The organism is Actinoplanes ianthinogenes, assembly GCF_018324205.1.
GTDB classification, from domain to species: Bacteria; Actinomycetota; Actinomycetes; order Mycobacteriales; family Micromonosporaceae; genus Actinoplanes; species Actinoplanes ianthinogenes.
Genome location: NZ_AP023356.1, coordinates 7,956,072 through 7,973,081 on the forward strand (window position 1 = coordinate 7,956,072; position 17,010 = coordinate 7,973,081).

A 17,010-nucleotide genomic window follows, 5' to 3' on the forward strand; every position below is an offset into this window, starting at 1 on the left:
TGTCAACGTGACTCGGAGCCGCCTCACCGCATCGGAACGCCAGGAACAGATCGTCGCCGCCGCTCTCCAGGCCTTTGCCCAGGGCGGATATGCCGGCACGTCCACCGACCAGGTGGCTCGGCTGTCCGGTGTGTCACAGCCCTACGTGATCCGGATCTTCGGGTCGAAGCAGGAGCTGTTCCTGGCCACGGTCCGCTACGCCGGCCAGCGCATCGAGGCGCTGTGGCGCACCGCCGCCGACCGGGAGCCGACCCTGGAGAGCCTCGGCCACGCCTACAAGGACCTGCTCGCCGAGCGCGAGCTCCTCGTCGTCCTGCTGCACGGTTTCGCCGCCGCCGAGGACCCGGTCGTCGGCGACGCCGTCCGCGCCTGTTACGGCAGCCTCTACGAAACGGTCCGTGACCTCACCGGCGCCACCCCGGAGGAGACCCGCGAGTTTTTCGCCCACGGCATGCTGATCACCGTCCTGGGCGCCATGCGCGTCTTCGGCCCCGACGCCGTCCCCGAGCAGCCCTGGATGACGTCCCTGCTCAGCACCTTCCACGACCACGCGGAGCCGTGAACCACCCGGTTAGCTCCCGGCCGCTTCTTCCCCGGACCGCCCATTTCCGGTACGCCCAGAACCGCCCCCAAATCACTCCCGCCCCGCGTGCCCTGGCCGCGCCCGCCACTCCACGACTCGCCCCCAGAGCCGCGCAAGCGAAGCCCAGGCTGGCGCCCATGGCCCTATCCCGGGCCCGAATAGGGCGTTAGGTGCCAGCCGGTGGTGTCGGGCTGGCGTGCATGGTCCTGTCTCGGGCGTGGGTAGGGCGTTAGGTGCCAGCCGGTGGTGTCGGGCTGGCGCTCACGGTCCTGTCTCGGGCGTGGGTAGGGCGTTAGGTGCCAGCCGGTGGTGTCGGGCTGGCGTTCATGGTCCTGTTCCGGGCGTGGGTAGGGCGTTAGGTGCCAGCCGGTGGTGTCGGGCTGGCGCTCACAGCCCTATCCCGGACCTGGATAGGGCGTTAAGTGCCAGCCGGGGGGTGTCGGGCTGGCGTGCATGGTCCTGTTCGGGGCGTGGGTAGGGCGTTAAGTGCCAGCCGGGGGGTGTCGGGCTGGCGTGCATGGTCCTGTTCGGGGCGTGGGTAGGGCGGTAGGCGCCAGCCGGTGGTGTCGGGCTGGCGTGCATGGTCCTGTCTCGGGCGTGGGTAGGGCGTTAGGTGCCAGCCGGTGGTGTCGGGCTGGCGTTCATGGTCCTGTTCTGGGCCTGGGTAGGGCGGTAGGTGCCAGCCGGTGGTGTCGGGCTGGCGTGCATGGTCCTGTCTCGGGCCCGGGTAGGGCGGTAGGCGCCAGCCGGTGGTGTCGGGCTGGCGTGCATGGCCCTGTTCCGGGCCTGGATAGGGCGGTAGGTGCCAGCTGGGTGTCGGCTCGGCGGGCAGCGCATGCCGTGACCCGGGAATCAGCCCGGCGGTCGCGTTGCGGTCTTGAGCGGGGCGGACGTCGCGTGCAGCCACGGGACGGGTGGGTGCGGTTGTGGTGGCACGAGGTCGTACAGAAGCTGGTTGATCCTGATCAGAAGCGGTCTGAGACCGGGTCAGATGTTGTGGCGGAGGTAGGCGGGCTCGCGCCAGCCGAGCATCGCCTCGGTCATCCGGATGGCGTCGCTGGCCGCGCGGACGTCGTGGACTCGCATGATGCGGGCGCCGCGGAGGATGCTGAAGACGACCGTGGCCAGGGTGCCGGCGAGACGTTCCTGCTGGGGGCGGTCCAGGGTCTCGCCGATGAAGTCCTTGTTGCTCAGGGCGGCCAGCATCGGGTATCCGATGGCGGCGATCTCGTCGAGGCGGCGGGTGATCTCGAGTGAGTGCAGGGTGTTCTTGTTCAGGTCGTGGCCCGGGTCGATGATGATCTGATCCGGTCGCACGCCGCGGGAGAGGGCCAGCTCGACCTTCTCCCGGAGGAACGCGCCGACCTCGGCCGTGACGTCGTCGTAGCGAGGGCTCGGGTGCTCGGTGCGCGGGGCGGCCAGGCTGTGGCAGATGACCAGCTGGGCGTCGGTGCCGGCGACCACGTCGGCCATCTCCGGGTCGCGCAGGCCGGAGGTGTCGTTGACGACGCCGGCGCCGTGCTTGATCACCTCGGCGGCGACCTCGGGACGGAACGTGTCGACCGAGACGACCGCGAGGTCCTGCGCGGCCTCGACCACCGGCAGCACCCGGTCCAGCTCCTCGGCGGCGGTCACCTCGGGGCCGGGCGCGAACGGCACGCCGCCGATGTCGATCCAGTCGGCGCCCTCGGCGGCCGCGGCCCGGACCGCCTCGGTGGCCTTCTCCAGAGCGAACGTGCGGCCCTGGTCGTGGAACGAGTCCGGGGTCCGGTTCACGATCGCCATCACGACGACCTGGCGGGAGAAATCGAAGGTCCGGCCGCCGATGACCCGGGCGCCGCTGATGTCGCTCACGGTCGCCGACCCTAACAAGCAATGGTTAGCGTTTTCGCATGCGCATCCCCTTCGCCCGGACCAGCGCCGAGACCACGCTGTTCCTAGAGCTCTCCCCATGCTCCTGCGGAAACGGTGAATTCCCAGGTCGCGGACTGCCCTGGAGCGCCTCGGTGCTGGCCGTGGGTGCGGAGAACACCCTTCGGTACGACTGGGACTGCCCCGGCTGCGGCCGGTACCGGCAGTACCTGTTCCGGGCGCCGCGGGAGCCCGAGCCGTTCCCCCGAGCGGGGGAAATGTTCCGCTGGGGCGACGGCGCCACCCCGTCCCAGCTGCTCGATCCGGGCCAGTGGATGCTGGTCGCCGACCGGTACGCGCGGACCGACGGCGTCCGTGCCGCCGCGGCCGTCGACGAGGTGCTGCTGTTCGTGCGCAAACGGATGCTGGGCGGCGGCTGGTCGGTGCCCCGGTCGGCGTTCCGGACCGCGGCCGGCCGGGCGCGATATCGGCGCGCCCCGCGTGAGTTCACCCGGGATCGTCTGGAGAGCGCCCGCAACGGCTATCGGGATGACACTGTGAAAAGGTGACCGGACGGGCGTTTCGTCTGCTGGCCGATCGGCGGGTCGGCACGAAGATCATGTTCGCGGTGCTGGTGGTCGCGCTGCTCAGCGTGGCCGACGGCATGTTCGCGATGGACAGCCTGGGCGCGACGAACAACCAGGTCAAGAGCGGCTATCAGCACAGCCTGGAGCTGGAGACGATCGGCAGCCTGCGGAGTGCGGTGAACCAGGCGTGGCTGGCCGTCGGCGACGACCTGCTGGCGGTGGACGGTGCGGGGCGGTCTGCGGCGTCGTCGGGGTTGACGGCGGCGGAGGAGCAGGTCGATCAGTACGCCACGAAATACGGGACGTATCCGATAGACGGCGAGGCGTCGTCAGCTTTGGCAGGATTTAAGGACGCTTGGGCGAAATATCGGGATGTTGTGTCGAGCAGCCTGTTGCCGCTGGCGGCCAGTGGCGACCGGGCCCGGGTCAACGCGGTGCGGACGTCGCAGATCGCGCCGTTGATGACCGAGGTCCGTGCCCGGCTGACCAAGCTCTCCGACCTGACCGTGCAGGCCACCGCGGCCCAGGAGGACACCGCCGAGCGACGCTACCAGTCGACCAAGTGGCGGGTGCTGCTCATGCTGACGCTCAGCGCGGCGGTCGGGGTGGCCCTCGCGGTGACGGCCAGCCGGATGATCGTGCGGCCGCTGTCCCGCTGCGTCGACGTCCTGGACCGGCTGCGCGACGGCGACCTGACCGCCCGGGCCCCGGTGGAGAGCCGCGACGAGGTCGGGCGGATGGCCGAGGCGCTGAACCACACCGCCGAGGCGATGGACGGCATGGTCGGCCGGGTACGCGGCAGCGCCGACGTGCTGGCCTCGGCCTCCGAGCAGTTGTCCTCGGTCTCTTCCGAGCTCTCGGCCTCGGCCGAGGAGACGTCGGTGCAGGTCAGTACGGTCTCCGAGTCGGCCGGGCGGGTGTCCGAGGGGGTGCAGGCCGTCTCCGCCGGCGCGGAGGAGATGGGCGTCTCGATCCGGGAGATCGCGAACAGCGCCAACGAGGCGGCCGGGGTCGCCGCCGACGCGGCCCGGACCGCGGAGCACACGAACACCAGCGTGTCCCGGCTCGGCGAGGCGTCCACGCAGATCAGCACGGTGGTCGCGCTGATCACCTCGATCGCCGAGCAGACCAACCTGCTGGCCCTGAACGCGACCATCGAGGCGGCCCGGGCCGGGGAGATGGGCAAGGGGTTCGCGGTGGTGGCGGCCGAGGTCAAGGACCTGGCGCAGGAGACCGCGCGGGCCACCCAGGAGATCACCGCGCAGGTGGCCGCGATCCAGGCCGAGTCGGACGGGGCGGTGCACGCCATCCAGCAGATCGCCGGGGTGATCGCGACCATCAACGACTACGCCACGACGATCGCGGCGGCGGTGGAGGAGCAGACGGCCACCACGGCGGAGATCGCGCGCAGCGTGGGACAGGCGGCCGAGGGGTCCAGCGCGATCGCCGGAACGATCGCCGGGGTGGCCCAGGCGGCGGCGCAGGTCACCGCGGGGGCGACCGAGACACAGCAGACGGCGGCGGAGTTGGCCCGGACAGCGGCGGATCTGCAGGCGACGGTGGCGGTGTACCGGACCTGATTGAATTTCCCGGTGGGCGATGTCGAGGTTCGGGTGATCGGCCCGGAGGGGCTGGGGCGGTCGGAGGCGGCTGCTCTCGGGGAGCTGGTCCGGGAGCTGGTGGCCGGGGGAGCGGCTCTCGGGTGGGTGGCGCCGCCTCCGGTGGCGGAGGTCGCGGCGCTGCTCGCCGAAGAGTTGACGCTGGTGGTGGCGTACTCCGGGGATCTGCCGGTGGGATTCGGATACTGGCGGCGATATGACCGGCCGACCCATCGGGTGAACGCGGACATCGAGAAGTTCGCGATCAGCCCGAGATTTCAGGGCATGGGGGTGGGGCGGGCGGTGATGACCGCTCTGATCGATGCCGCGGTCGCGGCGTCGATCGAGGTGTTGACGCTGGACGTGCGGGGGGACAACGTCGCGGCGGCGGCGCTCTACGAGTCACTCGGGTTCCGGCGATACGGGGTCTTGGAGCGTTTCGTCGCTTTCGGGGATGCCCGTTACGACAAGCTGTTCTACGCCCTCGACCTCAGGGCCTGACCAGTTCGGTGACCCAGTCCAGGGCGACCCGGGCCTGCTCCGGCGAGCCGCTGTGCAGCCCGTCCACGATCAGCCAGATCCGGTCGGCCAGCAGCGCGTCCCCGCCCAGCTCGGCGACCAGCCGGTCCACCAGGGCGCGGCTGTCTCTCAGGTACCCCCGGGCCACCTGGGCCGGCTCGTCGGTGGCGCCCGGGAACTCGGTGAGATAGTTGCGGAAGGCGCAGCCGCGATACCCCGGACGGCGGGTGCTCTCGGCCACCTCGCTGACCAGGGCGATCAGCTGCTCGGCCGGGGTGGTCGCCCAGCGCAGGGCCTCGGCGGTGGCCTGCTCGCGCTCCCGCCTCGCCAGGGTCAGGTAGGCCGCGGCCAGCTCCGCCTTGCTCGGGAAGTGCCGGTAGAGCAGGTTCTTCCCACAGCCCGCGACCTCGACGACCTGGGCCATGCCGACGGCGCGGACGCCGTACCGGTAAAAGAGCCCGGCGGCCGCGGTCAGGATGGTGTCACGGGTGCCCGGGACCGGCGTGCGTGCCATGATCCCAGCCTAGAGGACTCCGACATTTAGCTTAGCGCTGGACAGTTCGTAAATTTCGTCTACCAGATCGAAGCCCTCCGCGCGGTGCGCGAAGACCAGCACGGTACGCCCGGACGCCGCGTCCAGCAGGTCCGCCATCAACTCCCGCGCCCCGGCCTCGTCGATCCCCTCGGTCGGCTCGTCCAGGATCAGCAGCGCCGGATCGGCCAGCAGCGCCCGCGCCGTCGCCAGCCGCCGCCGCTGCCCGCCCGACATCGTGCTCCCGCCGGTCCCCAGCCAGGTGTCCAGGCCGTCCGCCAGCCCGGCCAGCCACGGGCCGAGACCGACCCGCCGCAGCGCGGCGACAAGCTGCGGATCGGTCGCGGCCGGCTTCGCGAGACGCAGATTCTCCCGTACGGTCGAAGCGAACACATGTCCCGTTTCGTCCCCGACGAGCAGGGCTTTCCCCCCGACCCGCACGTCACCGGCGCGGGGTGCGAGCAGGCCGCCGAGCACCGCCCCGAGCGTCGACTTGCCCGACCCGGAGCGCCCGGTGATCGCCACCTTGGCGCCCGGCCTGAGTTCCAGGTCGATGCCGTCGAGCGCCGGTTCCGCCGCGGGGTCCCACCCCGCCACCAGCCCCGAGACCGAGACCGCCCCGTCCGCGATCCCGTCGCCCGCCCCGTCCGCGATCCCGTGGCCCGCCCGCACCGCGGCACGTGCGTCGGGTGCCGAGGTGCGCGCTTCGGGTGCTGCGGTGCGCGCTTCGGGTGCCGTGGTGCGCGCTTCGGGTGCCGTGGTGCGCGCTTTGGGTGCCGTGGTGCGCGCTTCGGGTGCCGTGGTGCGCGCTTCGGGTGCCGTGGTGCGCGCTTTGGGTGCCGAGGTGCGCGGCGAGGTCACCCGCTGGGTCAGGGCGGCGACCCGGCGTTCGGCGCCGGCCGCCCGGCGTCGTGCGACCGCGGCTTCGGGGAGGGTGACCAGCGGCTCGCCGAGGGCGATCACGCCGAGCACCAGGACCGCGCTCCACTCCGCGGAGATCCCGGCGCCGGCCAGGGCGAGAGCGGTGCCGGCCGCGGCCGCGGCCCACCCGAGGTGGGCGACCGCGGCGGCGAGTCCGGCGGTCCGGGCCGCTCGCGCCTCCAGGTCCGCCAGGGTCCGGCTGCGACTTTCCGGTACGCCGGAGCGCCCGGCCCCGCCGCCCAACTCCTCGACGCCGTCCACCGTCTCCACCATCGCGTCCCGCAGCGCGGCCCGGGCCACCCCGGTCGCCGCGTCCTGCCGGTCCGCCTGCCATCCGGCCAGCAGCGGCGCGAGCACCCCGGAGATCAGCACCCCGATCGCCAGCGGGGCCGCCACCACCGGCGTGATCAGCATCGCCGCGGCCCCGGCCACCACCACGGTGACCAGCGCGGACCAGGCCGGCAGCCAGCCCCGCAGCAGCCCGTCCACCCGGGCGTCCACATCGTCGACCAGGCGGGTCAGCAGGTCCCCGCGCCGGTGCAGGCCCGGCCCGGGCACCCGCGGGATCAGGTCGGCATAGACCCGCGCCCGCCGCCCGCCCAGCCGCGCGAAGGCGACATCGTGCGCGACCAGCCTCTCCAGGTATCGCAGCAGCGGCCGAGCCACCGCGCTCCCGCGGACCAGCACCACCGCCGCCGACAACGTCAGCACCGGCGGCAGCGACGACGCCCGTACCAGCAGCCACGCCGCCGACCCGGTCAGCAGGATTCCACCCAGGACCGCCGCCGCCCCGAGCGCCGCCGCCACCCACGGCCGCCGCCACCACGGCCCCCGGGCATCCTCGCCCGCCGCGCCCGGGGTACCGGCGGGTCGCGTGGCGCCGGCCGACGGGTCCGGGGTGGCCGCATCGTCCGGCGCGGCCGGGGTACCGGCGGGTCGCGTGGCGGTCGTGGCGCCGGTCGACGGGTCCGGGGTGGCCGCATCGTCCGGCGCGGCCGGGGTACCGGCGGGTCGCGTGGCGCCGGTCGACGGGTCCGCGGCGGCCGCATCGCCCGGCGCGGCCAGGGTAGCGGCGGGTCGCGTGGCGGGCGCGGTGCCGGTCGACGGGTCCGCGGCGGCCGCATCGTCCGGCGCGGCCGGGGTACCGGCGGGTCGCGTGGTGCCGGTCGACGGGTCCGCGGCGGCCGCATCCTCCGGCGCGGCCGGGGCAGCGGTGGGTTGCGTGGTGCCAGCCGACGGGTCCGGGCCGGCCGCATCGTCCGGCGCGGCCGGGGTACCGGCGGGTCTGGTGGCGCCAGCCGACGGGTCCGGGGCGGCCGCGGTGGTGTCCGACCCCGGGTTCGGGGGCGCCGCAAGGTCGGCGGCGGTGGCGACCGGGCCGGTTCCGGGCGGCGGGCTCACCGTGACGACGCGGTCGGCGGCGGTCAGCAGGGCCGGGCGGTGGGCTACCACCAGGACCGCGCAGCCGCGCTGGGCGAATTCCCGCAACCGGGCCACCACCAGCCGCTCGGCGTCCGGGTCCAGGTGGGCGGTCGGCTCGTCGAGCAGCAGCGTGACGACCGGCGTCGGGCGGCGTTTCGGGCCGGGGTCGCCGCGGTGCGGACGGTCGGCGGATCGCCGGCTCAGGATGATCACGCGGCCGGCCCGGTGCAGCAGCGCGGCCAGGGCCAGGCGTTGGCGTTGACCGGCCGAGAGGCCGTTCCCGTGTTCGCCGAGCGGCGTGTCCGGGGTGACCTCACGGTCCAGTCCGACCATCCGCAGCGCGCTGCGGATCTCCTCGTCGCCGGCGTCCGTCGCGAAGGCCTCGCCGACCGTTCGCGCGTGCGGCAGGGTGGGGCGCTGCGGCAGATGGAACGCCCGGCCGACCGCGACCGCTCCCGCGTCGGCCGGGTGCAGCCCGGCGAACACCCGCAACGCCGTGCTCTTGCCCGCCCCGGACGCCCCCCGCAGCGCGACGACCTCACCCGCGCGGACCGAGAGTTCGTCCAGCCGCAGCGCGTCGCCGCCCATTCCGGGGTAGCTCGCCCGCACCCCTGCCGCGAGCACCCCCCACCGCCCGGCCGCCGTCGGCAAGGTCCCGTCCGCAGAACCCCAGCTGGTCCCCACGGCCCATTCAGCGGCGGCGATAGGGCCGTAGGAGCCAGCCGGGTCGTCCGAGCTGGTCTCCAAGGCCCTTTGGGGCGTGGCGATGGGGCTGTGGGGGCCAGCTGGGTGGTTCGGGCTGGTCTCCAAGGCCCTTTGGGGCGTGGCGATGGGGCTGTGGGGGCCAGCTGGGTGGTTCGGGCTGGTTCCCAAGGCCCTTTGGGGCGTGGCGGTAGGGCCGTGGAGGCCAGCCGGGGGGTTCGGGCTGGTTCGCAGGGTCCTTTGGGGCGGGGCGGTAGGGCCGTGGGGGCCAGCCGGGGGGTTGTGGCTGGTGAGGATGTCGTCTACGTCGGCGATGACCGCGGTGGCGTCGGTGGCGGCGTGGTAGCGGGCCGCCATCTCGCGCAGCGGGCGGTAGGCCTCCGGGGCCAGCAGGATGGCCAGCAGGGCCGGGGCCAGGGGCATGGAGCCGTCGGCCACTCGGATGCCGGCCTGGACGGCGATCAAGCCGACGGAGAGGGTGCCGACCAGGTCCAAGGCGGTCGAGGAGAGGAAGGCGACCCGGAGCACTCGCAGGGTGGCGCGGCGGTGCTGGTCGGTGAGGTCGGCGATGACGGCGGTCTGGCGTTCGGCGCGGCCGTAGATCTTGAGGGTGCCCAGGCCGCGGACCACGTCCAGGAAGTGGCCGGCCAGGCGGGCGTCGGCGTCCCAGCGTTGCCGGGCGCGGGCCTGGGTGGCCCAGCCGATCAGGGCGCCGAGCAGCGGGATCAAGGGGAGGGTGAGCAGGGCGATCACCGCGGAGGCCGGGTCGACGAGGGCCATCACGGCGAGCACCGCGGGTGGGAGCAGGACGCCGAGGACCAGGGACGGCAGGTATCCGGAGAACCACGGGCGCAGGGCGTCGAGGCCGGTGCCGAGGATGGTGGTGAGACGGCCGGCACCGTAGGAGGCCACCCAGGCCGGGCCGCGCCGGATGATGGCGGCGAGCAGGGAGCGGCGTAGCTCGTCGGTGACGCGGGCGGCGGTGCGGCGGGCTACCACCTGTTCGGCCCAGGAGAGCAGGCCGCGGGCCGCGAACGCCCCGGCGAGCAGGGTGATCGCGGCCGGCCGGGATCCGCCGAGCAGGATCGAGCGGGACAGGGACGGAGCGACCAGCCAGCAGAGCGCGACCGCGATGGCGAGGGTTGCGGCAGCTTGTCCGGTTCCGATCAGGGCGAGCAGGGCGACTCCGGCGCGCCCGGACCGCGCGTGCCGCAGCAGCCGCGGATCGACCGGCCCACGAGCCACCCGCCGCCCCGGCCCAGCCGGCCCGGAGCGATGCTCGTCCGGAGCCGGGGCGTCGGCGGGCGAGCCGGCTGCTGCGGGGGAGTCGGGTGCTGCCGGCAAGCCAGCTCCCGACGGCGAGTCGGGTGCCGTGGATGGGCCTGGTGCGGCGGGTGTGTCGGGACGGGGTGAGGCGGGGAGGCCCGGGGCGGGTGTGTCGGGGCCGGGTGCTGTGGGCGTACCGGAAAGGGGTTTGATCGAAAGCAGACGGCGAGCAGCGGGCCGTGCGCCGCGGAGACTCACGACGGGATCCGTTCGCTGGCGATCCGGCGGCGGAACACCCAATACGACCAGGCCTGATAGGCGAGCACCCCGGGCAGGATGAGCACGCCTGCCACGGTGATCAGTTTCAGCGACGACGGGCTGGCCGCGGCCTCCGAGCGGGTCAGGGACCAGAGCGGGTCGAGGGTGCTGCGCAGCACCACCGACCCGTGCGCGGTGAAGACCGCGAGCACCGCCCCGGCCACCCCGAGCGCGGTCGCCGCGAACGCCCCGCCCTCCCGGCCCTGCCGGGCCAGCATCCCGGCGATGAAGCAGAGCACCGCCGCGACCAGCGTCAGCCGCGATCCGGTGGCGACACCGGCGAGCAGCAGGCCGACCGTGCCGGCGTTTCCGGCGTGCCGGGCCAGGGCGACGGCGCGGCGGCGGACCGGGCCGGTGGTCCGCAGGGCCAGGAACGTCGCGCCGAGCAGCACCGTGCCGAGCAGCCCGGCCAGCGCGCCGAGCCCGGCAGCCGGGGTGAGCAGCGGGGCGAGGCTGCGGCCGAGACCGTTCCCGATCACCGTGCCGTCGGCGCCGAGCGCGAGTCCGTGGACGAAGACGCCGAGTTGTGCGCCCCAGAGCAGCACCACGCCGGCCGACGAGCCGGCGAGCAGCCAGTCGCAGCGGCGGCGCCAGGCGGGTGAATCGTGCTTGCCGCGGAACTCCAGGGCCACGCCGCGGATCGCGAGCAGCAGCAGGATGCCGACCATCGGCAGGTAGAGGGCGGAGAGCAGGACCGCGTACCAGTCCGGGAAGGCGGCGAAGGTGACGCCGATCGCGGCGACCAGCCAGACCTCGTTGCCGTCCCAGAACGGGCCGATGGTGCGGATCGCCGCGCCGCGTTCGTGCTCGTCACGGCCGAGGAACGGGGCGAGCAACCCGACGCCGAAGTCGAAGCCCTCGAGGACGAAGTAGAGCACCCAGGCGAGGACGAGGATCGCGAACCAGAAGGTGATCATGCGACGGTCTCCTAGTAGGCCGGGGCGGGTTCAGCCGCGGGCGACTTATCCAAAATTTCGGATGTAAGCGGCTTTTTCGAGAGATGGACAACGAGCTTGTACCAGGCGATCGCCAGCAACCCGTAGACCAGCGTGAACCCGGCCAGCGAAGCGATGACTTCGGCGCTGGTCAGCCCCGGGGAGATCCCGTCAGCCACCTTGGAGATCCCGAAGGCGAGCCACGGCTGCCGAGCCGTCTCGGTGAAGATCCAGCCGAACGTGTTGGCCGCGGCCGGCAGCAGCGGCGAGAGCAGCAGGATCCGCTTGGCCCAGCCCGGCACTCCCGCGCCCCTCTGCAGGAAGGCGGGGAGGAGCGGCAGCCGCGACTTCTTCCCGGCGGAGGCCCAGAGGTAATACGCCGCCAGGACCATCCCGGCGATGCCGGCGCCCATCATCAGCCGGAACGTCCAGAACGCCACCGGAATCATCGGCACGTAGCTCCCCGGGCCGTACTGCGCCACGTACTGCGCCTGGAGATCGTCGATCCCCTGCACGGTCCCGTCGAAGGATCCGGTGCCCAGAAAGGACAGCAGCCGCGGCACCTCGATGGTCAGGAACGGCTTCTCGTGTCCGAGCTTCCCGAGCGCGAAGACCGAGAACGGCGCCCCGGTGGTCGTCGAGTACAGCGCCTCCGCGGCCGCCATCTTCATCGGCTGCACCGCCGTCATCACCTTGCCGAGGTGGTCGCCGGTCAGCGCGGTGAGCGCGCCGCCGATCAGCGTCAGCCAGGCGCCGAGCCGGGCCAGCGTACGGAAACCGGTGTCGGCCGCAAGCCGCCACACGCCGATGGCGAGCAGCAGGCCTCCGCCCGCCATGGCCGCCCCGGCCATGGTGTGCGGGAACGCCGCGAGCACCACCTCGTTGGTCATCAGCGCGGAGAAGCTCGTCAGGTGGGCGCGCCCGGTGGTGGCGTCCAGCTCGTAGCCGACCGGGTTCTGCATGAACGAGTTGGCCGCCAGGATGATGTAGGCGGAGAGCAGGGTCCCGGCCGCGACCACCACGATCGTCGCGGCGTGCAGCTTGCGGGGGAGCCGCTCCCACCCGAAATACCAGAGCGCCAGGAAGGTCGCCTCCAGGAAGAACGCGAGCATCCCCTCGATCGCGAGGGTCGGCCCGAACACGTCGCCGTAGAACTTGGCGAACGCGCTCCAGCCGAGCCCGAACTGGAACTCCTGGACGAGCCCGGTGACGACGCCGACCGCGAACGTGACGATCAGCAGCTTGCCGACGAATTTCGTCAGCTCCTGATACTTGCGATTCTCCGTCCGCAACCAGGTCAGATGCAGTCCCGCCGCAGTCGCCGACAGGCTGATCGACAGCGGCACGAACAGGTAGTGATAGATCGTCACGACGGCGAATTGCAGCCGGGTCAGGTCGAGCACGTCCATCGGGAAGCCCCCTCTACGACTCTTCGTAGTAGATACTACGAGACGTAGTACTACCGGCTCTAGTAGGATGGGTCACATGGCACTAGGCGATCTCGAACGCGAGGTCATGACGCAGCTCTGGGATGCTCCGGAGGCGCTGACCGTCCGGCAGGTGCACGAAAGAATCAGCCAAAACCGCGACTTGGCATATACGACCGTCATGACGGTCCTGGACCGTCTCGCGAAAAAAGAGCTCGTTGTCCAAATAAAAGCGGACAAAGCTTATAAGTACGCCGCCGCGCAGACTCGCGAGGAGATGACGGCGGCGCTCATGATGGACGCCCTGAGCGCCTCCCCCGATCAGGACGCCGCGCTGGCATACTTCCTCGGTCAGCTGCCCCCCGGCGCGATCCAAGCCGCCCTGGACGCCACACCGAAAGAGACGTGACCGCACTCATCCTCGGAGCCCTCGGGCTGACGCTCTCGCTGGTCGTCCCGGGCATCCTGGCCGGCGCCCGCTGGCCCGACCGCGCGCCGGTCGCCGCCGTCCTGCTCTGGCAGGCCCTCACCCTGACCGCGGTGCTCTGCGCCCTCGGGGTGGTGCTGGCCGCCCCGGAGGAGCTGACCCGGGCGGCCGGCGCCGACCACCCGTGGACCGTCGCGGCGCTGATCTTCTCCCTCGCGGTGGCGGCCACCATCGTGATCCGGCTGCTGATCTCGCTGATCAAGGTCTCGGCGCGGGCACGCGCCCGGCGCGAGCGGCACCGGATGCTCGCCGATCTGCTCGACCGCGCCGAACGGCACCGGGAGCTGGGCGGCGCCGAGGTGCGGGTGCTCGACGGGGCGCTGCCGCTGGCGTACTGCGTGCCCGGCCGGGAGCCGCGGGTGGTGCTCAGCGACGCGGTGCTGCGGATTCTGGACCGGTCGCAGGTGGACGCCGTGCTGGCACACGAGCAGGCGCACCTGCGGCACCGGCACGAGCTGGTGATGGAGTCGTTCACCGCGTTCTATCAGGCGGTGCCGCGACCGCTGCGCTCCCGGGCGCCGCTCGACGCGGTGCACCTGCTGCTCGAGATGGTGTCCGACGACGCCGCCCGGCGCCGGGTCGGTGCGGCCCCACTGCGCGCCGCGCTGGCCCGGTTGTCCGACGCCGTACCCCTCGCGGAGGAGGCCCCGGCCGACCCGGCGGGTGAATCCCGCTCCCGCAGGCTCGACCGGCTGACCGGTCCGGCGCCCACCTCGAGGACGCTCTCGGTGCTCGCCGGGGTCGCCGCCGCCGGTCTCCTGGTGTTACCTACCGTGATCCTGGTGGTGCCCTGGCTTGGGCAGGCCCTGGACGCGTGGCCATTTCGCTCACTCTGAGTATTGGAAGGTGTGCGGGCGGTTTCGCCGCGCGGGCAAGCTTCATTTGCCTGCATGATCCGAGTACGGTGGTCCCCGGTTCGGCAGCCCCCCATCGTCCATCCGGCCGATCTGACGAGCCACCGCCTAATCGCCGGAGACGGCGAGCCGGGGACCCAGGTGTGTGGGGTGAAGCCATCGCAACGGTGGCCGGGCGTGCTTCCCGCCCGAACCCGTCAGCTAACCCGGTCGGCGGCCGAGTGGAAGAAAGGACAACGCACCTACGTGAAGCGCGTACTAGGCGGCCTGCTCGCCGCGGTTGCCGCCGCCGGACTCGTTCTCACCGGACCCGTCGTTGCCCACGCCACGCCCTCGCCGTCCAGCGTCGAGGACCAGATCGACAAGCAGTGGAACGAACTCGAGCCGGTGATCGAGGACTACAACGACACCCACGGGAAGCTGCTCAAGCTGCAGAAGCAGCAGAAGCAGCTGAACAAGACGCTCGCCCCGCTGCAGAAACAGGTCGACGTGGCGCTGGCGGAGGTGCGCGGGCTCGCGTCCGACGCCTACATGCAGGGTCCGCCGAGCGCCATGGGCGCGATCCTGGGCGGTTCGCCGAACGATCTGACCGAGAAGCTCTCGCTTCTCGAGCAGCTGGCCGCCAACCGCCGGGAGTCGATCAGCAGCGTCGTGACGCTGCGCGACAAGTACGCCGCTGACAAGGAGAAACTGGACGCCCTGGCGACCGAGATCGCCACTCGGGACACCGACCTCAAGACCAAGAAGTCGGCGATCGAGAAGGAGATCACCTCCCTCCAGAAGCTGCGGCTCAAGGCGTACGGCGACACCGACGACGGTCCGTACAAGACCGGCCCGTGCCCGGTCGACTACACCAACGACATGGGTGGCCGGGCCGCGCAGCGGGCCTGCGACCTGATCGGCAAGCCCTACGTCTTCGGTTCCGAGGGCCCGAACAGCTACGACTGCTCGGGTCTGACGAAAGCGGCGTGGGCGGCCGTCGGCGTGCATCTCGAGCACTACACGAAGGATCAGTGGGGTTCCGGGAAGTCGGTGAGCCGGAGCGAGTTGAAGCCGGGTGACCTGGTCTTCTACTACTCCGACGTGCACCACGTGGCCATCTACATCGGTGGCGGCATGGTGGTGCACGCGCCGCACACGGGCGACCACGTGCGGATGGCGACGATCGATCGCGGGCCGATCGCCGGCTATCGCCGGCCCGCGGGCTGACCCTCCGGTCCAGGTATCCGAACCGCTCCCGGCCCGCGCCGGGAGCGGTTCGCTTTTCAGACCCTTTGCGTACGGCGGGAAGCGCCGGTCAGCACCTTTCGCAACAGCGCCGCCAGTTGCTCGCGCTCTCCCGCGCTCAGGGGCGCCAGTAACTCGTCCTGGATCGCCGCCGCCCGCTCCGCGAGGTCCCGCGACCGCTCCTGACCGGTCTCGGTCACCGTGATGACGTTGCGCCGCCGGTCGCCGGGGTCGGGGGAGCGGGCCACATATCCGTCCTCCTCCAGCTCGTTGAGCGCGCCGACCAGGTCGCTGAGGTGGATGCCGGTGCGCCGCCCGAGCGCCGCCTGGCTGGCCGGCCCGTCCGCGATCAGCGACTCCAGCAGCCGGTAGTGATAACCCCGCGCGCCCACCTCGGCGAACCCGTCGCCGACCAGCCGGTGTGCGTGCGCGGCGGCCTGGGTGAGCAGCCAGCTCGGCAGTTGATCCATGTGTCCAGCATAACATTGGACGAACTAACGTTAGTTTGTCTAACGTTAGCCGCATGAACGAATTCCGCGTCCACCTCCCGCAGTCCGAGCTCGACGACCTGACCGACCGGCTCACCCGCACCCGCTGGCCCGACGAGCTGCCCGGCGCCGGCGACGACTACGGCATCCCCCTGGCCCGGGTCCGCGCCCTCACCGATCGGTGGCTCACCTTCGACTGGCGGGCGCACGAGGCCGAGCTCAACGCGTACCCGCAGTTCGTCACCGAGATCGGCGGTGACCGGGTCTACTTCATGCACCTGCGCAACGCCGACCCGGACGCCCTGCCGATCGTGCTCACCCACGGCTGGCCCGGCTCCACGGTCGAGTTCCTGGACGTCGTCGACCGGCTCGCCGAGCACTTCCACGTGGTCGTCCCGGCCATCCCCGGCTTCGGCCTGTCCGGGCCCACCACCCGGCGCGGCTGGAGCCAGCAGCGGGTCGCCGAGGCCTGGGCCGAGCTGATGAGCCGGCTGGGCTACCGGCGCTACGGCGCGCAGGGCGGCGACTGGGGCTCCGGCGTCTCCCGGCACCTGGCCGCCGCCGCGCCGGACAACGTGGTCGGCGTGCACGTCAACTACCTGCCCACGCCCGGCTCGCCGGAGGGTCTGAGCGCCGCCGACCAGGCGCGGCTCGCCAAGACCATGGAGCTGGCGAAAAATCGGCACCCGCACCAGCTGCTGTTCGCCGCCGGCCCGCAGACCCCGGCCTATGCGCTGAACGACTCGCCGACCGGGCTGCTGGCGTTCTGGGCGGACAAGTTCGACCGGTGGTCCGACCCGGCCACCCCGGTGCCGGACGATCGGATCCTGGCCGACGTGGCCCACCACTGGTTCCACCGGACCGCCGCGTCGTCCGCCCGGCTGATCAAGGAGAGCGCGGTGAACGTGCCGGTGACCTGCGCGGCGCCGCTCGGTGTCGCGGTCCTGCCGGGCGACCTCACGCAGTCGGTCCGGCCGCTGGTCGAGCAGCGGTACGACGTGCGGCACTGGACGGAGTTCCCGCGAGGTGGGCACTTCGCCGCGCTGGAGGTGCCGGAGCTGTTCGCCGAGGACGTCACGGCGTTCTTCCGCAGCCTCGACAATCGCTGATCACGGTGTCGATCCGGCCACGTCCCGGTCCCCGCCCGCCCAGGGGGGCCTCCCCGAAGACAGTGTGATGCGGAGGCGAGATCGTGCGGGGGCGGGCTGTGGACAGCGCGCTGGTGTGGACGACTTGCCGTTGAGCCGGCGGAGATGCTTCTGAGCACCGGCCGGAGGTGGTGGGTGGGGCGGA

14 protein-coding genes and 1 riboswitch are annotated in these 17,010 nt (G+C 72.3%); of the genes, 8 read left to right on the top strand and 6 right to left on the bottom strand.

Annotated elements, in window-relative coordinates; translation table 11 throughout:
* Positions 1–7 precede the first annotated feature (7 nt).
* Positions 8–562: a TetR/AcrR family transcriptional regulator gene (locus Aiant_RS35835; protein WP_189331809.1), complete on the top strand. Its 555-nt coding sequence runs from the start codon at positions 8–10 to the stop codon at positions 560–562.
* 1,008 nt (positions 563–1,570) lie between these two features.
* Here Aiant_RS35835 and folP read toward each other — a convergent pair.
* Complete coding sequence (gene folP, locus Aiant_RS35840; protein WP_425322728.1) at positions 1,571–2,428, bottom strand: dihydropteroate synthase; 858 nt, start codon at positions 2,426–2,428, stop codon at positions 1,571–1,573.
* A 47-nt stretch (positions 2,429–2,475) separates the two neighbouring features.
* Here folP and Aiant_RS35845 point away from each other — a divergent pair, with 47 nt between their 5' ends.
* The 3 genes from Aiant_RS35845 to Aiant_RS35855 are packed head-to-tail and all read left to right on the top strand — an operon-like array spanning position 2,476 to position 5,120.
* Positions 2,476–3,003, top strand: coding sequence for a hypothetical protein (locus Aiant_RS35845; protein WP_189331807.1), 528 nt, complete (start codon positions 2,476–2,478; stop codon positions 3,001–3,003).
* Complete coding sequence (locus Aiant_RS35850) at positions 3,000–4,601, top strand: methyl-accepting chemotaxis protein (RefSeq protein WP_229830295.1); 1,602 nt, start codon at positions 3,000–3,002, stop codon at positions 4,599–4,601. Before Aiant_RS35845 ends, Aiant_RS35850 begins: the two co-directional genes overlap by 4 nt.
* A gap of 12 nt (positions 4,602–4,613) precedes the next feature.
* On the top strand, positions 4,614–5,120 hold the full coding sequence (locus Aiant_RS35855) for a GNAT family N-acetyltransferase (protein ID WP_229830294.1): 507 nt from the start codon (positions 4,614–4,616) through the stop codon (positions 5,118–5,120).
* On the opposite strand, the gene Aiant_RS35860 is transcribed toward Aiant_RS35855, so the two are convergent.
* From Aiant_RS35860 to Aiant_RS35875, 4 genes are all read right to left on the bottom strand, one after another.
* Positions 5,110–5,652, bottom strand: a complete 543-nt coding sequence (locus Aiant_RS35860; protein WP_189331806.1) for a TetR/AcrR family transcriptional regulator — start codon at positions 5,650–5,652, stop codon at positions 5,110–5,112. The two genes, Aiant_RS35855 and Aiant_RS35860, sit on opposite strands and share 11 nt — an antisense overlap.
* A gap of 9 nt (positions 5,653–5,661) precedes the next feature.
* Positions 5,662–9,960: an ATP-binding cassette domain-containing protein gene (locus Aiant_RS35865; RefSeq protein WP_189331879.1), complete on the bottom strand. Its 4,299-nt coding sequence runs from the start codon at positions 9,958–9,960 to the stop codon at positions 5,662–5,664.
* Positions 9,961–10,235: 275 nt separating this feature from the next.
* Complete coding sequence (cydB, locus tag Aiant_RS35870) at positions 10,236–11,216, bottom strand: cytochrome d ubiquinol oxidase subunit II (RefSeq protein ID WP_189331805.1); 981 nt, start codon at positions 11,214–11,216, stop codon at positions 10,236–10,238.
* Between the two features lie 11 nt (positions 11,217–11,227).
* Positions 11,228–12,643 (bottom strand): cytochrome ubiquinol oxidase subunit I, encoded by a 1,416-nt coding sequence (locus Aiant_RS35875; RefSeq protein WP_189331804.1) that lies wholly within the window; start codon positions 12,641–12,643, stop codon positions 11,228–11,230.
* Between the two features lie 76 nt (positions 12,644–12,719).
* Here Aiant_RS35875 and Aiant_RS35880 point away from each other — a divergent pair, with 76 nt between their 5' ends.
* The 3 genes from Aiant_RS35880 (at position 12,720) to Aiant_RS35890 (ending at position 15,211) form a co-directional block, all read left to right on the top strand.
* Positions 12,720–13,070, top strand: coding sequence for a BlaI/MecI/CopY family transcriptional regulator (locus tag Aiant_RS35880; protein WP_189331803.1), 351 nt, complete (start codon positions 12,720–12,722; stop codon positions 13,068–13,070).
* Positions 13,067–13,984 carry a M56 family metallopeptidase gene (locus Aiant_RS35885; RefSeq protein WP_189331802.1) on the top strand — a complete coding sequence of 306 codons (918 nt, stop codon included), beginning with the start codon at positions 13,067–13,069 and terminating at the stop codon, positions 13,982–13,984. Before Aiant_RS35880 ends, Aiant_RS35885 begins: the two co-directional genes overlap by 4 nt.
* Before the next feature lie 113 nt (positions 13,985–14,097).
* Positions 14,098–14,233: riboswitch (cyclic di-AMP (ydaO/yuaA leader) on the top strand.
* 15 nt (positions 14,234–14,248) lie between these two features.
* Positions 14,249–15,211: a C40 family peptidase gene (locus tag Aiant_RS35890; protein ID WP_189331801.1), complete on the top strand. Its 963-nt coding sequence runs from the start codon at positions 14,249–14,251 to the stop codon at positions 15,209–15,211.
* 56 nt (positions 15,212–15,267) lie between these two features.
* Here the strand turns inward: Aiant_RS35890 and Aiant_RS35895 are convergent, their stop codons facing one another.
* A complete protein-coding gene (locus tag Aiant_RS35895; protein WP_189331800.1) occupies positions 15,268–15,699 on the bottom strand; it encodes a MarR family winged helix-turn-helix transcriptional regulator in 432 nt (143 codons plus the stop codon).
* A 53-nt stretch (positions 15,700–15,752) separates the two neighbouring features.
* On the opposite strand from Aiant_RS35895, the gene Aiant_RS35900 reads away from it, so the two are divergent.
* Complete coding sequence (locus Aiant_RS35900; RefSeq protein WP_189331799.1) at positions 15,753–16,826, top strand: epoxide hydrolase family protein; 1,074 nt, start codon at positions 15,753–15,755, stop codon at positions 16,824–16,826.
* The last annotated feature ends 184 nt before the right edge of the window (positions 16,827–17,010 follow it).

Coding starts and splice junctions, on each gene's coding strand:
- Aiant_RS35880 (WP_189331803.1), top strand. CDS start 12,720: ATGGCACTAGGCGATCTCGAACGCGAGGTCATGACGCAGCTCTGGGAT.
- Aiant_RS35875 (WP_189331804.1), bottom strand. CDS start 12,643: ATGGACGTGCTCGACCTGACCCGGCTGCAATTCGCCGTCGTGACGATC.
- Aiant_RS35900 (WP_189331799.1), top strand. CDS start 15,753: ATGAACGAATTCCGCGTCCACCTCCCGCAGTCCGAGCTCGACGACCTG.
- Aiant_RS35845 (WP_189331807.1), top strand. CDS start 2,476: ATGCGCATCCCCTTCGCCCGGACCAGCGCCGAGACCACGCTGTTCCTA.
- Aiant_RS35860 (WP_189331806.1), bottom strand. CDS start 5,652: ATGGCACGCACGCCGGTCCCGGGCACCCGTGACACCATCCTGACCGCG.
- cydB (WP_189331805.1), bottom strand. CDS start 11,216: ATGATCACCTTCTGGTTCGCGATCCTCGTCCTCGCCTGGGTGCTCTAC.
- Aiant_RS35895 (WP_189331800.1), bottom strand. CDS start 15,699: ATGGATCAACTGCCGAGCTGGCTGCTCACCCAGGCCGCCGCGCACGCA.